The sequence below is a fragment of the Massilia phyllostachyos genome (assembly GCF_021044825.1).
Lineage (GTDB): Bacteria > Pseudomonadota > Gammaproteobacteria > Burkholderiales > Burkholderiaceae_D > Telluria > Telluria phyllostachyos.
Genome location: NZ_JAJNOC010000007.1, coordinates 137,990 through 156,867, shown reverse-complemented (window position 1 = coordinate 156,867; position 18,878 = coordinate 137,990). Strand labels below are relative to the sequence as shown.

The following is an 18,878-nucleotide window of genomic DNA, read 5'->3' as shown; positions in this document are numbered from 1 at the left end:
GTTTACTAAAAGGATACTAAATAGGGTGCGGTTTAGCATTGCTTTGTTGCCCAGAAGGCAAACTCGGCATATATATACGTGTCACAAGAATACGCCTGACGCCACCGTTGGAGACACCATGACCGTTCGCTTTACCCGAGCAGTTCACCTTCTTTCCGTCCTGAGCATCCTGGCCATCGTGGCCGTGAACCCCGCCGATGCCGCCACGCCCGGCAGTCCCGCCGCTGCCGTGAACGTGTTTATCGGCACCGGCGGCGACGGCCATACCTTCCCCGGCGCTACCCGGCCCTTCGGCATGGTGCAGCTCAGCCCCGACACGCAAGTGCGCCACTTCCGCCAAAGCTATCCCTGGGCCTCGGGCTACAACTACGCGGACGACTCGATCCTGGGCTTCTCGCATACCCACTTCTCGGGCAGCGGCCACTCGGACCTGGGCGACGTGCTCCTGATGCCCTACAGCGGCGACACCAAGCTGGAGCCGGGCTATCCCGAGCGGCCGCATTCGGGCTACCGCTCGCGCTTCTCGCACGATGAAGAAAAGGCGGAGCCGGGCTACTACGCGGTGCGCCTGAAGGACAACGAGGTCGACGTCGAGCTGACCGCCAGCGAGCGGGTCGGCCTGCACCGCTACCGCTTCGGCAAGGATGCCCAGGCCAAGGTGATCCTCGACCTGCGCCAGAGCATCTACGACTATGGCAGCAAGAACCTGTGGTCGCGCCTGCGCCTGCGCGATGCGACCACGATCACCGGCATGCGCGAGACGCGCGGCTGGGCGCCGGGCCGCCAGCTCTACTTCGCCATCAAGTTCTCGCGTCCGATCACCAACCGCCAGCTGCTCAACCGCGAGGAAGCGATCGAGTACCGCGGCTTCGCCTCGCCCGGCAAGACGCCCGCCGAGAAGCCGATCGTCGAAGGCAAGGCGCTGATGGCGAACCTCGAATTCGGCGTGCCGAGCGACGGCCAGCTCCTGGTGAAAGTCGCCCTGTCGCCGGTCAGCGAGGACAGCGCGATCGCCAACCTGGACGAGATGCCGGGCTGGGACTTCGACGCCGAGCGCACCCGCGCCTCGACCGCGTGGAACGAAGCCTTGTCCACCGTGAAGGCCGAAGCGCCGGAGCCGATGCGCACCATGTTCTACACGGCGCTCTACCACAGCATGCTGGCGCCGTCCCTGTTCATGGACCGCGACGGCCGCTACCGCGGCCCGGACAACCAGGTGCACCAGGCGAAAGGCTTCAACTTCCACTCGACCTTCTCGCTGTGGGACACCTACCGCGCCCTGCACCCGCTGCTCACGCTGGTCGCGCCCGAGAAGCGCAACGCCGACTTCGTGAACTCGCTGATCGCGGCCCAGGAACACAGCCCCTACGGCATCCTGCCGGTGTGGTCCTTCCACGGCCTGGAGACCTGGTGCATGATCGGCTACCACGCGGTGCCGGTGATCGCCGACGCCTACATGAAGGGCGTCAAGGGCTTCGATCCCGAGAAGGCATTGAAGGCCATGCAGGCCTCCGCCGAGTACGGCCCCTACGGCGGCCTGGAACACTACATGAAGCTCGGTTACGTGCCGATCGACAAAGAACCGGAAGCGGCCTCCAAGACCGTCGAATACGCGTTCGACGACTGGACCATCGCGCGCATGGCCGAGAAGATGGGCAAGAAGGATGTCGCCGCCAACTACTACAAGCGCGCCCAGAACTACCGCAATGTGTTCGACAAGGAGACGGGCTTCATCCGCGCGCGCAAGTCGACCGGCGAATTCCGCACCCCGTTCAACCCGGTGCAGTCGAACTTCGGCAGCGACTATACCGAGGGCAGCGCCTGGCAGTATTCCTGGTATATGCCGCACGATAACGCGGGCCTGCTGTCCTTCCTCGGCGGCGACGCCGGCCTGGTGGCCAAGATGGACGAGGTGTTCGACGCCAGGATCCGCGACGACCTCTACGCCCACATGGAAGACATCTCGGGCCTGATCGGCCACTACGCCCACGGCAACGAGCCTTCGCACCACGTGGCCTACCTGTACAACTACGCCGGCGCGCCGTGGCGCACCCAGGAGCGCGTGACCCAGATCATGGCCAGCCAGTACCACAACCGCCCGGACGGCCTGTCCGGCAATGACGACCTGGGCCAGATGTCGGCCTGGTTCGCCTTCACCGCCATGGGCTTCTATCCGGTGGCGCCGGGCTCGAACGAGTACGTGATCGGCCGCCCCTTCCTGGAGCGCACCCAGCTGAACCTGCCGAACGGCAAGCGCTTCACGATCCGCGCCGACGGCCTGTCGGAAGCGAACCGCTACATCGGCCGCGCTCTGCTGAACGGCAAGCCGCTCGCGCGCACCTTCCTGCGCCACGAAGACATCACCGCCGGCGGCGAACTGGTGTTCACCATGCAGGCCACCCCGAACAAGGACTGGGGCAAGGAGCGCAGCGCACGTCCCTATACCCAGACCCCGTATCAACAATAACCAACAGACCTGAGACGCCATGACCATGAAACTCGCAGCAGGCCTCCTCCTCGCAGCCAGTGCCCTTGCGGCACAGGCCCAGGTGGTGGGCAAAGTCACCGACCCGGTGGAGTGGGCCAACCCGCTGATGGGCACCCAGAGCAAGCCGGAGCTCTCGAACGGCAACACCTACCCGGCCATCGCCGTCCCCTGGGGCATGAACTTCTGGACCCCGCAGACCGGCAAGATGGGCAACGGCTGGGCCTATACCTACGACGCCGACAAGATCCGCGGCTTCAAGCAGACCCACCAGCCGTCGCCCTGGATGAACGACTACGGCCAGTTCGCCATCATGCCGGTGGTGGGCGGCAAGCGCTTCAACCAGGATGCGCGCGCCAGCTGGTACTCGCACAAGGCCGAAGTCTCCAAGCCCTACTACTACAGCGTGTACCTGGCCGACGCCGACGTCACCACCGAGATCGCGCCGACCGAACGCGCGGCCCAGTTCCGCTTCACCTTCCCGAAGTCGGATGCGAGCTACATCGTGGTCGACGCCCTCGACAAGGGCTCTTACGTGAAGATCATCCCGGGCCAGCGCCGCGTGATCGGCTGGAGCACCCGCCACGCGCACAAGCTGCCGGCGAACTTCAAGAACTACTTCGTGATCGAGTTCGACCAGCCCTTCTCCTCGACCGACACCTGGCAGGGCGAGAAGCTGCTTGATGGCGTGCTGGAAAGCCAGGGCGAGCATAGCGGCGCGCTGGTGGGCTTCCGAACCGCCAAGGGCCAGAAGGTCAATATGCGGGTGGCCTCGTCCTTCATCAGCCTGGAACAGGCGGAACTGAACCTGCGCCGCGAACTGGCCCAGGACGATTTCGACACCACGAAAGCAAAAGCCAAGGCGCTGTGGAACGGCGTGATGGGTAAGCTCCAGGTCGAAGGCGGCTCGATCGACCAGACCCGCACCTTCTATTCCTCGCTGTACCGCATGGTCCTGTTCCCCAACAAGATCTACGAACTGGACGCCAACAACCAGCCGGTCCACTGGAGCCCCTACAACGGCGAAGTGCTGCCGGGCCGCCTGTTCGCCGGCACCGGCTTCTGGGACACCTTCCGCGCCCTCTACCCCTTCCTGAACCTGGTCTACCCCTCGATCAACGCCGAGATGCAGGAAGGCCTGGCCAACTCCTTCAAGGAAGGCGGCTGGCTGCCGGAATGGTCGAGCCCCGGCTACGCCAACGTCATGATCGGGAATAACTCGGCCTCGGTGGTGTCGGACGCCTGGATCAAGGGCGTGCGCGGCCAGGACATCGAGACCCTGTGGCAGGCCCTGAAGCACGGCGCCGACAACGAAGGCCCGATGACGGCGGTCGGCCGCGCCGGCGTGAAGTACTACAACGAACTCGGTTACGTGCCCTACGACGTCGGCATCAACGAGAACGCCGCGCGCACGCTGGAATACGCCTACGACGACTTCACCATCTGGCGCCTCGGCAAGGCCCTCGGCAAGCCGAAGTCGGAAATCGACATCTATGCCCAGCGCAGCATGAACTACAAGAAGCTGTTCGACCCCGAAACGGGTCTCATGCGCGGCAAGAACAAGGACGGCAGCTTCCAGACCCCGTTCAATCCGTTCAAGTGGGGCGACGCCTTCACCGAAGGGAACAGCTGGCATTACTCGTGGTCCGTGTTCCATGACGTCGACGGCCTGGTGAATCTGATGGGCGGGCGCAAGGCCTTCGTGGACAAGCTCGATTCCGTGTTCTCGCTGCCGCCGATTTTCGACGAGAGCTACTACAAGCAGGTGATCCACGAGATCCGCGAGATGCAGATTGCAAACATGGGCCAGTACGCGCACGGCAACCAGCCGATCCAGCACATGATCTACCTGTACAACTACGCCGGCGCGCCGTGGAAGGCCCAGCACTGGATCCGCGAGACCATGGACCGCATGTACGCGGCGACCCCGGACGGCTACTGCGGCGACGAGGACAATGGCCAGACCTCGGCCTGGTACGTGTTCTCGGCCCTCGGCTTCTACCCGGTCACACCCGGCGTGAACCAGTACGTGGTCGGCACGCCGCTGTTCCCGAAAGCCACCGTCAAGCTGGAGAACGGCCGCAGCTTCAGCGTGAACGCGAAGGGCCAGGGCCGCTACGTCGACGCGCTGAAGGTCAACGGCAAGGCGGTCCAGCGCACCTGGCTCTCGCACGAGGAACTGATGAAGGGCGCGCGCCTGGACTTCAGCATGTCGGCCAAGCCGAACATGGTGCGCGGCACCCGCGAGCAGGACGTGCCCTACTCCTTCTCGCGCGACGAGAAGCAGTAACCTCGTAGAGGGTGTGAAAATACGGCGATGGCAAGGCGCCGAGTCGAAGACAGTACGCTCGTACGGCGAGACGAGGCAACGCAGCCGTAGACGAATTTTTCACGCCCTCGTAGGGTGGGCGGGGACCGCCCACCCTACGAAACCAACGGTTGGGCCCATGGGACCGTCCCGGAGCGGGCGCGTCCCTCCTCGTTTTTGATGTAGTATTTTTCCAGCTTTACCGGCGGCCCCATGCCATCGTGGCCGGCCGCCGGATGCATCGCCATCGTCAACCCTGACCGTCGACTGCCATGCTGGAAGCCCCGCTGCCACCGGACGAAGCGCGCCGGCTGGAGGTCCTGCGCGACCTCGGCCTGCTCGATACCGCGCCGGATGAACGCTTCGACCGCATCACGCGCCTCGCGGCCGCCCTGTTCGGCGTGCCGATGGCCTTCGTCACGCTGGTCGACAGCGAGCGTAACTGGTTCAAGTCGCGCGTCGGCCTCGACCTCGACGCCATCCCGCGCTCGTTCGCCTTTTGCGCCCGCGCGATCCTGGAGCGCGACGTGCTCGTCATCGAGGACGCAGGGAGCGATCCGCGCTACGCGGACAACCCCTATGTGACGGGCGCGCCGCACGTGCGCTTCTATGCCGGCCATCCGCTCGCCACGCCCGACGGCAGCTGCCTCGGCACCCTGTGCGTCCTCGACACCGCGCCGCGCGGCTTCGGCGCGCGCGAGCGGCGCCTGCTGGCCGACCTGGCGGCGGTGCTCGACGGCGAATTCGCGCAGGCCTGGGCCGCCGCCCGCCGCGAACGCGCCGAGCAGCTGCAGCGCGCCCAGCAAGCCTGGCTGGAGACGGTGCTCGAATGCCTGCCGGACGGCGTCATCACGCTCGACGCCAGCGGCTTCCTGTTGTCGGCCAACCCGGCGGCGCAGCGCCTGCTTGGCGGCCCCGAGGTCGCGCTGGTGGGACGCCCGGCCCAGCACTTCGTGCTCGAACGCGCGGCCGGCCTGGCCGCCGGCCTGCGCGCCGGCCCGATCCTGGAGCAGGTGGCCACCGCGCGCCGCCTCGACGGCGCCACCTTCCCGATCGAATTCTCGCTGAGCGCCATGCTGCTGGGCGGGCAGCGCCACTACTGCGCGGTGTTCCGCGACATCGCGCGGCGCCAGGAGGAACAGGCGCGCCTGGAAGCGGTCGACGCGCGCCGCCGCAAGAACTTCGCCACCGCCACCCACGAACTGCGCACCCCGATGGCGAGCGTGCTCGGATTCTCGGAACTGCTGCTCAAGCGCGACTTCGACCCGGCCACCAGCCGCGAACTGGTCGAGATCATCCACCGCCAGGCCGGGGTGCTGGTCACCCTGGTCAACCAGCTGCTCGACCTGTCGCGGATCGAGGCCGGCGGCAAGGAAGCGCTGCGGGTCGCGCCGCTGGACGTGGCCGACCTGCTCGGCCGCGCCCTCGACGCGATCGAAGGCCTGGGCCAGAACGGCCGCATCGGCATCGACATCGACGTGGGGCTGGCGCCGGTGGTGGGCGACGCCGACCGCTTGCAGATGGCGCTGGTGAACATCCTCAACAACAGCATCAAGTATTCGGCTCCCGGCACGCCGATCGCCGTGCGGGCGTTCGCCAGCCAGAACGGCAAGCTGGCCGCGGTCGCGATCCGCATCAGCGACCAGGGGATCGGCATGACGCCGGAACAGCAGCAACGCATCTACGAGGCCTTCTACCGGGCCGACACGGTCACCACCACCCAGGGCAGCGGGCTGGGCATGGCCATCTTCAAGGAAATCATCGACCTGCACAACGGCACGGTCGAAATCGCGTCCGTCCTCGGCAAGGGGACGGCGGTGACGGTGATCCTGCCGGCGGCAGGCGCTGTCCGGCCCAATTCCGCACATCGGTAAATACGGAAAATCCACTAAAACCGGAAAGATCGATATAAACGTCCGTGCACAGCAGCGGCACGGTTCTTTTTTGCGCCGGAAGCCTGTCCAAACAACCATTTACCTGGGGAAGCCACTTACTTCCGAGGGACATGTTCTTCCTAAGCAACACACCAAGTAAATTTCCATTGAGAAATTCAGCAAAAGTGATACCATGCGTCCATGTTCAAAATTCAGCAAATCCGAAACATGACTCTCAACCGCTTCATCGCCGATCTGCTCGACCTCTGCCGTCTGCGCCATCTCGACCGCTTCGACCTGCTGCTGGCCGGCTTCACTCTCTGGACCCTGCTGCTGGCCGGCGGCTCCGCCTTCGCCGCCGGCGCCGACCAGCTCGACGTCGGCATGCAGGCTTTCCGCGTCGTCAACGTCGCCGGCAAGCCGAGCCTGCAGCCGACCGAACATGCCCGCCCGGGCGACACCATCGAGTACCGGGTCAGCTACCGCAACGCCGGCGCCACCCCGGCGCGCCAGGTGGCCGCCACCCTGCCGGTCCCGGCCGGCTCGATGGTCTACCTGCCCGACACGGCCAGCCCGCAGCGCGTCGAGGCCAGCCTGGACGGCAAGACCTGGGCCCCGGCGCCCCTCACCCGCACCGTGACGCGCGAAGGCCGCAAGGTCGTCGAACAGGTCCCGGCGCGCGAGTACCGATTCCTGCGCTGGAACCTGGGAGACATCCCGGCCGGCCAGACCCTTGCCGTCAGCGCCCGCATGCGCGTGGTCGCGGACGACAAGGAATAAGCAGTCCGCAGTTCAGCAGCACCGCAGTCACGGAATAACAGCACTTTAACAACACCCCGTCCCACAAGGAAGTTCACATGAAGACCACCAAGCTTTCCTCCGCCCTCTGGACCGCCGCCCTCGGCGGCGCGCTGCTGGGCGCGGCGTCGTCGGCCTACGCGGCCACCCCCGCCGGCACCCGCATCACCAACCAGGCCACCGCGACCTATACGGATTCGACCTTCACCAACCGCACCGCGGCCTCGAACACCGTGGTCACCACCGTGCAGCAGGTCGGCGCGGTCAGCCTGGCCGGCACCGGCGTCAAGAACGCCGTCAGCGGCGGCCAGGTCGTGTACGCCCACAGCGTCACCAACAACGGCAACGGCGACGACACCTTCGCCTTGAGCGTCGCCAACACCGGCGGCGTGTTCACCATGGCCAACACCGTCTTCTACCCGGACGCCAACAACGACGGCGCGCCCGACGCCGGCGCCGCGGCGATCACCGTGACCCCGACCGTCGCGGCCGGCGCCACCTATCGATTCGTGGCCGTGTCCTCGCTGCCGGCCAGCCTGGCCAACGGCAGCAGCAACATCCTGACCGTCACCGCCACCAGCGCCTTCGACACCACGGTCAAGGCCACCGCCCTCGACACCACCACCGTCGCCGGCGGCGCGGGCGTGGACATCACCGCCAACACCACCGGCGGCGTCAAGGGCGCGGGCCCGGGCGCCGAGGCGAGCGCCCAGGACAGCAAGAACATCGCTGCCGGCGGCACCGCGCGCTTCACCCTGTCGCTGGCCAATGCCGCCGGCACCGCGGACACCTTCAACCTGGACGCCAGCACCGTCGCCAACTTCGGCACCGTGGGCCTGCCGGCCGGCTGGACCGTCGTCTTCAAGGACGGCAACAACTCGGTGATCACCAGCGCCACCGTCGACGCCAACGGCACCAAGGTGATCTACGCCGAAGTCACCGCCCCGGCCGGCGCCACCGCCGGCACCCTGGACGTCTACTTCCGCGCCACCTCGCCCGACAGCGGCGCGAGCGACCGCATCCACAACGCCGTGGTCGTGGGCGCCGCCGGTTTCCTGACCCTGACCAAGGCGCAAGCCCTGGACGCCACCTGCGACGGCATCCCTGACACGCCGTTCAGCAGCGCCGACATCACCAGCGGCGCGGTGCCGGGCGCCTGCATCCGCTACGAGATCACCGCCAGGAACACCGGCGGCAGCGACATCGGCGCGGTGACCGTCAGCGACAACATTCCGGCCAACACCGTCTACCACGCAGTCCGCGCCGCCGGCACCACCCTCGGCGACCTGCTTGCGCCGCTGGCCGGCGGCGTCGGCAGCGTGTCGACCACCATCCTCCTGATGCATCCGAACGATACGGCGGTCCTGACCTTCGGCGTCAAGATCACCCCGTAATCCCTCCCCCCCTGCAGTCATGGACGCGGCGCCCATCCGGGCGCCGCGGCGGACCCGGTCATCCTTTTTTTCATCATGCGAGCAACTCTCCGTCACCTCGCAGTCCTGTTCCAGGCCTGCGCACTCCTGCTTGGCGCAGCCGGCGCCCAAGCCGCCATCGTCAACAAGGCCAGCGCGACCTGGAACGACCCGGAGCGCGGCATCCAGCGCCAGCAATCGAACACCGTGACGGCGGTGCTCCCCGAACTGATCACCTACTACACCGACGCGCGCTACCAGAGCCCGGCGCGCGTCACCAGCGCCGCCTCGACGCTCTACGTCCAGGCCGTGGCGCCGGCCTGCAACGCCGACCCGCTGGTGGCCGAGACCATCACGATTTCCATCAGCGCCACGCGCGCCGGCGACGCCGAAAAATACAGCGCGGTCGAGACCGCCCCGGACAGCGGCGTGTTCCGCACCACGCCCTCGCTCGAAGAAGCCAACGCAGTCGCGAAGACCGCGGCCGCGAACACGTCGCGGCTGGCGAAAGGCGGCGGCGACGATCCCGACGACGTCCCGCTCCCGGCCAACACGATGAGCGTCGCCGACGGCGCGCTGCGCGCCATGAAGAACGACACCCTGATCGCATCCATCGACAGCTGCGGCAGCCGCACCGCCGTCGCCTCGATCCTGGTCGACCCGAACGGCGTGGTGTTCGACGCCGCCAGCAACGCCCCGATGGCGGGCGCGCGCGTCAGCCTGATCGACGTCAGCGGCGCCGGCAACGGCGGCGTGGCCGGCGGCCCGGCGCGCGTGTTCGGCTACGACGGCGTCACCGCCATGCCGTCGAGCGTCATGACCGACGCCAACGGCGTGTATTCCTTCCCGCTGGTCGCCCCCAGCCTGTACCGCCTGGCGGTCGAGGCGCCGGCGTCCTACGCCTTCCCGTCGAAGGCCGCGCCGAGCTCCCTGCCCTCGACCCGCGACGTGCACCTCTACGGTTCCTTCGGCGGCAACTTCACCGTCAGCGCCGACATGGGCCCGGTGATGATCGACCTGCCGCTCGACGCCAAGCCGGGCATCCTCTACCTGGAAAAAACCGCGTCGCGCGCCAGCGCCGACATCGGCGACGTGGTCGACTACACCATCCGCGTGCACAACACCGCCGACGAGGCGCTGCAGTCGGTGGTGGTCGACGACGACCTGCCGGCGGGCTTCCGCTACCAGGCCGGCACCCTGCGCGTCGACGGCGCGCCGATCGAGCCGGAAGGCGGCGCCGGCCCGGCGCTGCGCATCAAGGTGGGCGAGCTGCCCGCCACCGGCGCCATCGTGGTGCGCTACCGCGTGCGCGTCGGCGCCGGCGCCCTGAACGGCGACGGCATCAACCGCGCCCGCGCCTCGAGCGGCGCGCCGCGCGCCCTGGCCAGCGGCGTGGCCGCGGCCAAGGTCAAGGTCGACGCCGGCCTGTTCGCCGACAAGGGTTACCTGGTCGGCCAGGTGTTCGCCGACTGCGACGGCAACGGCCTGCGCGATAAGAACGAAGCCGGCATCCCCGGCGTGCGCATCTGGCTGGAAGACGGCAGCTTCGCCCAGACCGACGCCGACGGCCGCTACAGCTTCGCCGACCTGTCGCCGCACACCCACGCCGCACGCCTGGACCAATTGACGCTGCCGCAAAACGCCGTCATCGCCAGGGACGCGGCCAACCGCTTCGTCGACCTGCAGGACGGCCAGCTCGGCAAGGCCGACTTCGCGATCGACGCCTGCTCGCCGCAGCTGCTCGACGCCATCAAGGCGCGCCGCACCACCCTGCAGGCCAGCAACGCCGCCGCCGAACGCGCAGCCAGCAGCCAGGCCGTGGCGCCGGCAGCGGCTGCCGCCACCGACGTTTCGAAGCTCGACAACAGCCTTGGCTTCGTCGGCCTGCAGGACGGCGCCGTGATGCCGCACGCCCTGGCGACCATCCGCGTCAAGGGCACGGCCGGCGCCCGCTTCGAACTCGATGTGAACGGCAAGACCGTCGGCATGGAACGCGTCGGCCAGCGTTCGACCGTCGCCGAACGCCAGCTGGAAAGCTGGGAATTCGTCGGCGTCACCCTGAATCCGGGCCGCAACCGCCTGGCCCTGCGCCAGTTCGACAGCTTCGGCAACCCGCGCGGCGCCAGCACCCTGGAGGTGATCGCGCCGGGCGAAGCGAAGACCGTGCGCCTCGAACTCGACAAGGCTACCCAGGCCGCCGACGGCCGCTCGCTCACCACCGTGCGCGTGCACATCGAAGACGCCAACGGCGTGCCGGTCACCGAGCGCACCCCGGTCACCCTGGTCGCGACCCGCGGCAGCTGGGAAGCGCAGGACCTCGATCCGCGCGAACCGGGCATGCAGGCCTTTGTCGAAGGCGGCTCGGCCCAGTTTGCCCTGCGCGCGCCGAACGAAGCCGGCGACGCCGCCCTTACCGTCTCCAGCGGCGCGCTGCGCGGCGAAGCGGCCGTGAACTTCGTGCCGGCCCAGCGCCCGCTGCTGGCCACCGGCGTGATCGACGCCGCCGTCGGCCTGGGCCGCAGCAGCGGCAACACCGTGCGCCCGTCGCGCACCTTCGACAGCCTGGACGACACCCTGCGCGGCCTGAGCGCCGGCCTGGAAGACCGTCACGCGGCGGCAAGTGGCCGCGCCGCCGCCTTCATGAAGGGCACCGTCGCGGGCGACACCCTGCTCACCATGAGCTACGACACCGACAAGCCGAAGCAGGACGCCGAACGCCGCCTGTTCCGCGACCTCGACCCGAACGCCTACTATCCGACCTATGGCGACGACGCGGTGCGCGGCTTCGAGGCGCAATCGGCCGGCCGCCTCTACCTGCGCGCCGAACGCAATAAATCGTATGTCGCCTACGGCGACTTCACCCCGGCGAACGGCAACCCGGCGCGCAAGCTCGGCGCCTACCAGCGCAGCCTGACCGGCCTGCGCCAGCACCTGGAAAGCGGCGCCCTGGTGGTCGACAGCTTCGCCAGCTACGACAGCACCCGCCAGCTGGTCGAAGAGATCGCCGCCAACGGCACCTCGGGCCCCTACCTCACCGGCAGCGGCGCGATGGTCATCAACAGCGAGCGCGTCGAGATCGTCATCCGCGAACGCAACCGCGACGGCGTGATCGTGGCCAGCCGCCCGATGGTGCGCTACGTCGACTACGACGTCGAGCCGCTCACCGGCCGCATCCTGTTCCGCGCGCCGGTCGCCAGCCTGGACGCCGACCTGAACCCGCAGTACGTGCGCATCAGCTATGAAGTCGACCAGGGCAACCCGAACTTCTGGGTGGCCGGCGTCAGCGCCCAGTACCGCGTCGGCCCGCGCCTCGAAGTCGGCGCCGCCGTCGCCACCGATCGCAATCCGGCCCAGACCCAGACCCTGTCGAGCGTGAACGCGACCGTCAAGCCGGACGACAAGACCACCGTGATCGTCGAAGCCGCCCGGATGGACCGCGCCGGCAAGGACCTCGGCCGCGCGGCCCGCATCGACGCCGTGCGTGTCGACGGCGCCCTGGAAAGCCGCGTGTTCTACGGCCGCGCCGACGAGAACTTCGACAACGCCTCGGCCAACCTGCCGCGCGGCCGTCTTGACGCCGGCGCGCGCCTGCGCTACCGCGTCGGCGAGCGCGCCACCGTCGACCTGGAAGCCCTGCACACCGCCGACGCCATTACCAAGGCCGAGCGCAACGGCGTGCTGGTCGGCGGCGGCTACGCCTTCGCCGGCGGCGTGCGCGTCGAAGCCGGCGTGCGCCATGCCCGCGAACAGGCGCCGAGCGGCGCCGTCGTGGCCCAGCCGGCGCTGACCAGCGTGCGCATGAAGGTCGCGGCCCAGATCCCGAACCTGCCGCAGGCCGGCGTGTTCGTCGAGGCCGAGCAGGACGTCAAGGATGCGGGGCGCCGCATGGTGGCCCTGGGCGGCGACTACCGCTTCGCCGGCGGCAGCCGGGCGTACGCGCGCCATGAGCTGATCAGCAGCCTGGGTTCGAACTACGCCCTGAACGACAGCCAGCAGCGCAACGCCACCGTGATCGGCCTCGATTCGGACTACATGCAGAACGGCCGCGTGTTCTCGGAATACCGCGCCCGCGCCGGCGGCAGCGACGGCGGCCTGGGCGAGCGCCAGGCGGAAGCCGCGATCGGCCTGCGCAACCTGTGGCAGCTGGGCGAAGGGGTGCGCGCGCACACCAGCTTCGAGCGCGTGCGCGTGCTGTCCGGCTCCCAGGCCAACGAGGCGGTGGCCGTGACCGGCGCCGTCGAAATCTCGCGCAGCCCGGTCTGGAAAGGCACCGCGCGCCTCGAGCTGCGCCACGCACAGGACAGCGACAACGTGCTCTCGACCCTGGGCCTGGCGCGCCGCCTGGACGCCGAATGGTCGCTGCTGGCGAAGAACACCGTGTCGGCCAGCCGCAGCCGCGCCAACGACACGCTGCGCCTGAACGAATTGGGCCAAGCAGGGGTCGCCTTCCGCGCCCTGGAAACCCTGGGCTGGAACGGCCTTGCCAAGTACGAATACAAGGTCGAGCGCGACACCGGCGCCGAGCAGGTCGAGCGCGCCGTGCACATGGTGGCCGCCAACGCCAACTGGCAGCCGACCCGCGAGACCCTGTTCAGCGCGCGCATCGCCGCCAAGCTGGCGCGCGACCGCTCGCTCGGCCTGGACAGCCGCAACAGCGCCCAGCTGCTCGGCGTGCGCGCCACCCACATGATCGCCAAGGACTGGGACGTGGGCGCCTCGGCCCAAATGCTGCTGGACGGCGGCGCCGCCAAGGGCCGCCAGTTCGGCGCCGGCGTCGAAGCCGGCTACCGCCTGCGCGACAACATCTGGGTCTCGGCCGGCTACAACCTGCTGGGCTTCCGCGAGCGCGACCTGGCCGGCGCCGACGCCACCCAGAAAGGCGTGTACCTGCGCCTGCGCATGAAATTCGACGAACGCCTGCTCGAGGGCCTGCTGGCCCCGGCAAAATAAGGGAACACGGACATGACCGCCCACGTTTTCACCCGCCTTCGCCTGGCTTTCCAGGGCCTGCTGCTCGCCGTCCTGCTGGCGCAAGCCATGCCGGCGTCCGCCGCCTGCTCGGTCGGCGCCTGCATCACCGCCGGCCCGCGCCTGGCCAGCGTCAGCACCACCCAGAGCGCCCTGCTCAATCCCCTGCTCGGCGGCCTGCTGGGCAGCAGCCTGAACCTGTCGGTGTCCGACTGGAACGCGCTGGCCCAGGGCGACGTCAAGCTGCTCGGCATGCTCAATGCCCTGCAGGCCACGGCCAACGTCTCCAGCCCCGCGCAGGCGCTGGGCGCCGGCGTGACCCTCGGCCAGATCGCCGCGGCGCTGGAAGCGCAGGCGCGCGCCCAGGCCAACACCAGCCTGGCCGGCGTGCTGGCGCTCCTGCGTTCGCAGCTGGGCAGCGCCACCGCCACGGTGCGCCTGTCCGACCTGCTGAAGGTGTCGATGGACAGCGGCGCGCTGGCCGACACCACCGTCAACGCGCTCGACATGCTGACCGGCCTGGTGCAGCTGTATAACTACCGCAATGTGGTGAGCACCCCGAAACCGGTCGGCATCTCGGGCGGCGCGCTCGGCATGGCGGGCGTGATCAACAGCCTGCAGCTGTACGCCCAGGTGATCGAGCCGCCGGTCTACGTGTGCGGCCCGGCCACCTCCACCTTCCATTCGGCCGCCGTGCGCACCAAGCTCAAGCTCGACCTGGTCACCCTGAGCCCGGCCACCACCCTGCTCACCGCGCTGCCGGGCGTGTACGCCGCCTCGATCGCGATCGGCAAGCTCGACGTCTACGTCGAGGTGGCGCGCGCCGAAGGCAGCCTGGCCGCGGTCGACGCCACCACCCGCGCCGTCACCCTGCAGGTCTCGCCCGGCGTCACCGACATCTACATCGGCGGCATCGAGGACGGCGTGTTCTTCAACCGCAGCCGCAGCATCCAGGATGCCGACGTCGGCTTCGGCAACGTCGGCGCCCTGGCGCTGAACAGCCTGAACGTCGCGATCGAGGTCAGGAGCATCGTGCGCGGCCAGGGCTCGCTGCTGCCGGTGCCGGTGACCATGTCGGGAACCTTCCCGCAGACCACCACGGTGTCGTCCAGCACCGCCTTCGTCACCAACGCCGCCAACAGCCTGGTGAACAAGCTCGAACTGCGCACCACGCCCTCGCTCGGCTTGCTCGACGTGGCCGTCCTGCCGGTGCTCAGGACCGTGGTCAGCGGCGCCCTTACGCCGGTGCTGGCGCCGGTGCTGACCGGCGTGGCCGACCCGTTGCTGCAGCTGCTGGGCATCGGCCTCGGCCAGGCGCAGGTGACCGTACACGGCATCTGCCAGGCCTGCGACGACTTCAAATTGACCAAGACCGTCGACAAGCCGAGCGCCCTGCCCGGCAGCGTGATCACCTACACCATCGTGTACCAGAACACCGGCACCACGACCCTGAACAACCTGGCGATCGCGGACGCGACCCCGCCCTTTACCACCTATGCGAGCGGCGCCTGCGGCACGCTGGCCGCTGGGCTCGGCGCCTGCGCCGTCGCCGCCCAGCCGGCCGCGGGTGCGACCGGGCCGGTGCGCTGGCAGTTCACCGGAACCCTGGCGCCGGGCGCCTCCGGCACCGTCAGCATGAGTGTATTGGTACAATAGTAAATGTTGCCCAACATACACACATACTAAATATTACAATTTGGATACTTTCGGAAAGTGTGAATATTTGATAGATTTGATGGACACCTCGAAACGTACGCATTAGCACGATCGTGCGGGCCCCTGCCCGAGCGGACAACGTCCTTGGTTATCACCGCCGGCCCAGCGCCGCGGCCACTCATCCGCCTGCGCGCAGGCACGACCATGGACGCAAGACCGGAAATGACGCAGGACGCAGGCAAGCAGGACCATCTGAACGAAGAAGTGTGTTCCACCAAGGACGCGGCGCGGCTGCTCGGCGTCTCGCACCGCACGGTGCAGCTGTGGGTCGAGAGCGGCCAGCTGCAGGCGTGGAAGACGCCGGGCGGGCATCGCCGCATCAGCATGTCCTCGGTCGAACGCATGATCGCGCGCCGCGACCCGTCCGCCGGCGCGGTCCAGGATGCGGCGCCGCCGCTGAAGACGGTGCTGGTGGTCGACGACGACCCTTCGATGCGGCGCCTGTACCAGCTCGAACTCGACGGCTGGGGCCTGCCGCTGCGCCTGGTCCTGGCCAGCGACGGCTTCGAAGCGCTGATCCGCATCGGCGAACTGCGCCCAGACCTCCTCATCAGCGACCTGAACATGCCGGGCATGGACGGCTTCCGCATGATTCGTCGCCTGCGCAGCGACGACGCCGGCCGCGCGCTGTCGATCATCGTGGTCAGCGGCATGGACCGCGAATCGATCGCCGCCCTCGCGCTGCCGGGCGACATCCCGGTGTTCTCCAAGCCGGTGCCGTTCGGGCAACTGCGCGCGGCGGTCGAAGCGGCGCTGTCGAAGGCCTGAGTTTTCGCTCACCAACGGGGGACGGCGCGTTTCGAGCCATTAGCCCGAAGACCGTCGCTCCCGCGAAGGCGGGAGCCCAAGTTTGCATGCAGTCCGGCACCGCATGCGTTCACACCTGGCTGAAAAATTGGATTCCCGCCTTCGCGGGAATGACGTGCCGAAGGTCGTGGCGCCAGGCGCCTGGCCTCACACCTGCGCCCCTCCAGGCAGGCGGCAGCCGCCCTCGTCGCACGCGTCTTCCGAGCCCTACGCCAGCAGCCGTCCCATCAGGCTTCCCACCAGCATGTCGTGCTGGTGCCCGAACAGGCTGTGACGCAGCCTGCCCTCGCGGTCGAACAGCATCAGGGTCGGCGTGCCGCGCAGCCGATAGCGCGCCATGGTGCGCGGAACAGGGCCGTCCGGATCCGGCTGGTCGATCGCCACCGGGAAGCCGATACGGTATTCGTGCACGAAGGCGGCCAGCGCCTGCGGGCCCATGGCGGCGTGGTGCTCGAACACGCTGTGCAGGCCGAGCACCGCCAGCTCGTGGCGGCCGAACAGCGCCTCCATCGCCTTCGCCTGCGGCAGCGCGTGGCTCACGCAGCCGGGGCACAGCATCTGGAAGGCGTACAGCGCCACCACCTTGCCGCGCAGCGCGGCCAGGGTCAGCGGGCCCGGCGTGTTCAGCCAGGCCGCGACCTCGAATTCCGGCGCGGGGCCGGTCGTCAAGGCCGTGTCCATCACTGCGCCCGCAGCTTCACGCCGGGGAAGTCGACCGGCACCGCGAAGGCCACGTTCACGTAGTTGGTGAACAGGTTCAGGGCCACGTGCGCCATGATCTCGACGATCTCGCCGTCGCTGAAACCGGCGCCGCGCAGGCTGGCGACGTCGGCTTCCTGGACATGGGCGCGGTTCTCCACCACGGCGAGCGCGAAGGTCAATGCGGCGGCGGTCTTCGGGTCGGTTGATTGCCCGGCCTGGGCGGCGCTCATTTCCTGGGCGCTGGCGCCGGCCTTGCGGCCGAGCGCCGTGTGCGCGGCCAGGCAGTATTCGCAGCCGTTGCGGTCGGCGATGGCGACCGCGATCTGCTCGCCCAGGCGCGCCGGCAGGGCGCCGCCGCCGAGGGCGCCGAACGATCCCCACATGCTGCGCAGTGCGGCCGGCGAATTGGCGACGGCGCGGAACATGTTCGGGATGACGCCGAAGGCGCCGTGGATCTGCTCCAGCAGCTGGCCGGCTTCACCCTGGGCGGCGGCGGGGTTGACGAGCGCGATGCGCGACGATTGGGACATGGTGTGCTCCTTCAGTTTCGATTGCGGCCGATGCATGGGTGCGGCCGCTTCACCCGCAAATCCTTTGATTTAAAATAGGAGTCCTAATTATTACTGCCAAAAAAAACGGTCAGGCAAACGCCTCCCAGTTGCGGCGCTGGACCAGCGGATCGGCCGGCGCGTGTTCGGCGCAGTCGATGCGCAAGAAGGAGATCGGCAGCGGCGCGTTCACCAGGGCGCAGTGATGCGGGACCTCCTGCCCCGGGTACTTGTTCGCTTCAAAATGGCGGCACGACAAGCAGGCGCGCAGCTCGGGGAAGCGATCGGTCTTCTGCAGCTCGGCGATCAGCTTGAACAAGCCGGTCAGCATCTGCTGCTGCTGCCCCGCCGGCAGGCGCGCCACCGCCGTATCGGCGAACGACAGCGCATGCCCCAGGCGCGCGGCGACCGCCTCGCCCTCCGGCGTCAGGTGCAGCGCCGTGGCGCGCCCGTCGTCCGCGGCCTTCGCCTTGCGCACCAGGCCCTTGGCCACCAGGGCGGCCACCGAATCGCTGGTGCTGGCCGCCGAGATCGACAGCTGCTTCGCCAGCCAGCTCAGGCGCACGCCGGTGGTGCGGTATTGCAGCAGTTGCAGGATCTCGGCCTGGGCCGGGTTCAGGCCTTCCGCGAGCGAGACTTCCCACATCCCCGAGCGCAGCACGGTGGCGATGCGGCCGATGGCGGTCACGATGCGCGCCGAGATGTCCGGCGTGCTGTCCCAGGGCGTTTCTGCTTCGATGTCCATGCGAGGCAGAATACCACGTTCCGGCGATATGTCAAGGAGTCCTAATTAAATGCCGGCGCCGGTTCGGTAGGGGGCGCTGCCCCGCGCGCCATTGCGCTAGCATGGCCCCATCACCCACATCCAGGAGGAGACCATGGCAGCTTCCGAACAAGCCAATATCCAGCATTGCATCGACGCCTGCGCCGCGGCCCTGCGCGCCTGCCAGGCATGCGCCGCCGCCGACATCCGCGAAGGCATGAACGGCTGCGCGCCGATCAACCTCGATTGCGCCGACATCTGCGCCGCCACGCTCAACGTGCTGTCGCGCGGCTCGCCGCACCACGGCGACTATTGCGCCCTGTGCGCCCACATCTGCCGCGCCTGCGCGGCCGAATGCGCGAAACACGCGGCCGAGCACCAGCATTGCGCCGAGTGCCAGGCCGCCTGCGAGCGCTGCGCCGCCGAGTGCGACAAGCACGCGCGCGAACGCCACATCTGAACCGGTTTTAACGCCGGCTTAACATCCGGCTAACGGG

Annotated in this window: 12 protein-coding genes; 9 read left to right on the top strand and 3 right to left on the bottom strand. The window is 68.4% G+C overall.

Annotated features, from left to right (window positions below; all coding sequences use genetic code 11):
* Positions 1-118: 118 nt before the first annotated feature.
* From LQ564_RS19345 to LQ564_RS19310, 8 genes are all read left to right on the top strand, one after another.
* Complete coding sequence (locus LQ564_RS19345) at positions 119-2,467, top strand: GH92 family glycosyl hydrolase (protein WP_231059747.1); 2,349 nt, start codon at positions 119-121, stop codon at positions 2,465-2,467.
* A 19-nt stretch (positions 2,468-2,486) separates the two neighbouring features.
* Entirely contained in the window at positions 2,487-4,775 is a 2,289-nt protein-coding gene (locus LQ564_RS19340) for a GH92 family glycosyl hydrolase (RefSeq protein ID WP_231059746.1), read from the top strand.
* A 290-nt stretch (positions 4,776-5,065) separates the two neighbouring features.
* The gene (locus LQ564_RS19335; protein WP_231059745.1) at positions 5,066-6,667 is read left to right on the top strand and encodes a GAF domain-containing sensor histidine kinase; all 1,602 of its coding nucleotides are present in this window, start codon (positions 5,066-5,068) and stop codon (positions 6,665-6,667) included.
* 228 nt (positions 6,668-6,895) lie between these two features.
* Complete coding sequence (locus tag LQ564_RS19330) at positions 6,896-7,447, top strand: hypothetical protein (RefSeq protein ID WP_231059744.1); 552 nt, start codon at positions 6,896-6,898, stop codon at positions 7,445-7,447.
* A 77-nt stretch (positions 7,448-7,524) separates the two neighbouring features.
* Positions 7,525-8,859 carry a hypothetical protein gene (locus LQ564_RS19325; RefSeq protein ID WP_231059743.1) on the top strand — a complete coding sequence of 445 codons (1,335 nt, stop codon included), beginning with the start codon at positions 7,525-7,527 and terminating at the stop codon, positions 8,857-8,859.
* Positions 8,860-8,934: 75 nt separating this feature from the next.
* On the top strand, positions 8,935-13,827 hold the full coding sequence (locus LQ564_RS19320) for an SdrD B-like domain-containing protein (RefSeq protein ID WP_231059742.1): 4,893 nt from the start codon (positions 8,935-8,937) through the stop codon (positions 13,825-13,827).
* A gap of 12 nt (positions 13,828-13,839) precedes the next feature.
* Positions 13,840-15,501, top strand: coding sequence for a DUF7507 domain-containing protein (locus LQ564_RS19315; protein WP_231059741.1), 1,662 nt, complete (start codon positions 13,840-13,842; stop codon positions 15,499-15,501).
* A gap of 222 nt (positions 15,502-15,723) precedes the next feature.
* The gene (locus LQ564_RS19310) at positions 15,724-16,329 is read left to right on the top strand and encodes a response regulator (protein WP_231059740.1); all 606 of its coding nucleotides are present in this window, start codon (positions 15,724-15,726) and stop codon (positions 16,327-16,329) included.
* A 246-nt stretch (positions 16,330-16,575) separates the two neighbouring features.
* On the opposite strand, the gene LQ564_RS19305 is transcribed toward LQ564_RS19310, so the two are convergent.
* The 3 genes from LQ564_RS19305 to LQ564_RS19295 form a co-directional block, all read right to left on the bottom strand.
* Positions 16,576-17,049, bottom strand: coding sequence for a redoxin domain-containing protein (locus tag LQ564_RS19305; RefSeq protein ID WP_231059739.1), 474 nt, complete (start codon positions 17,047-17,049; stop codon positions 16,576-16,578).
* Positions 17,049-17,600 carry a carboxymuconolactone decarboxylase family protein gene (locus LQ564_RS19300; protein ID WP_231059738.1) on the bottom strand — a complete coding sequence of 184 codons (552 nt, stop codon included), beginning with the start codon at positions 17,598-17,600 and terminating at the stop codon, positions 17,049-17,051. Before LQ564_RS19300 ends, LQ564_RS19305 begins: the two co-directional genes overlap by 1 nt.
* 109 nt (positions 17,601-17,709) lie before the next feature.
* Positions 17,710-18,363 carry a MarR family winged helix-turn-helix transcriptional regulator gene (locus tag LQ564_RS19295; protein ID WP_231059737.1) on the bottom strand — a complete coding sequence of 218 codons (654 nt, stop codon included), beginning with the start codon at positions 18,361-18,363 and terminating at the stop codon, positions 17,710-17,712.
* 133 nt (positions 18,364-18,496) lie between these two features.
* Between LQ564_RS19295 and LQ564_RS19290 the strand changes: the two genes are divergently transcribed.
* Positions 18,497-18,841 (top strand): four-helix bundle copper-binding protein, encoded by a 345-nt coding sequence (locus tag LQ564_RS19290; RefSeq protein WP_231059838.1) that lies wholly within the window; start codon positions 18,497-18,499, stop codon positions 18,839-18,841.
* Positions 18,842-18,878 lie beyond the last annotated feature (37 nt).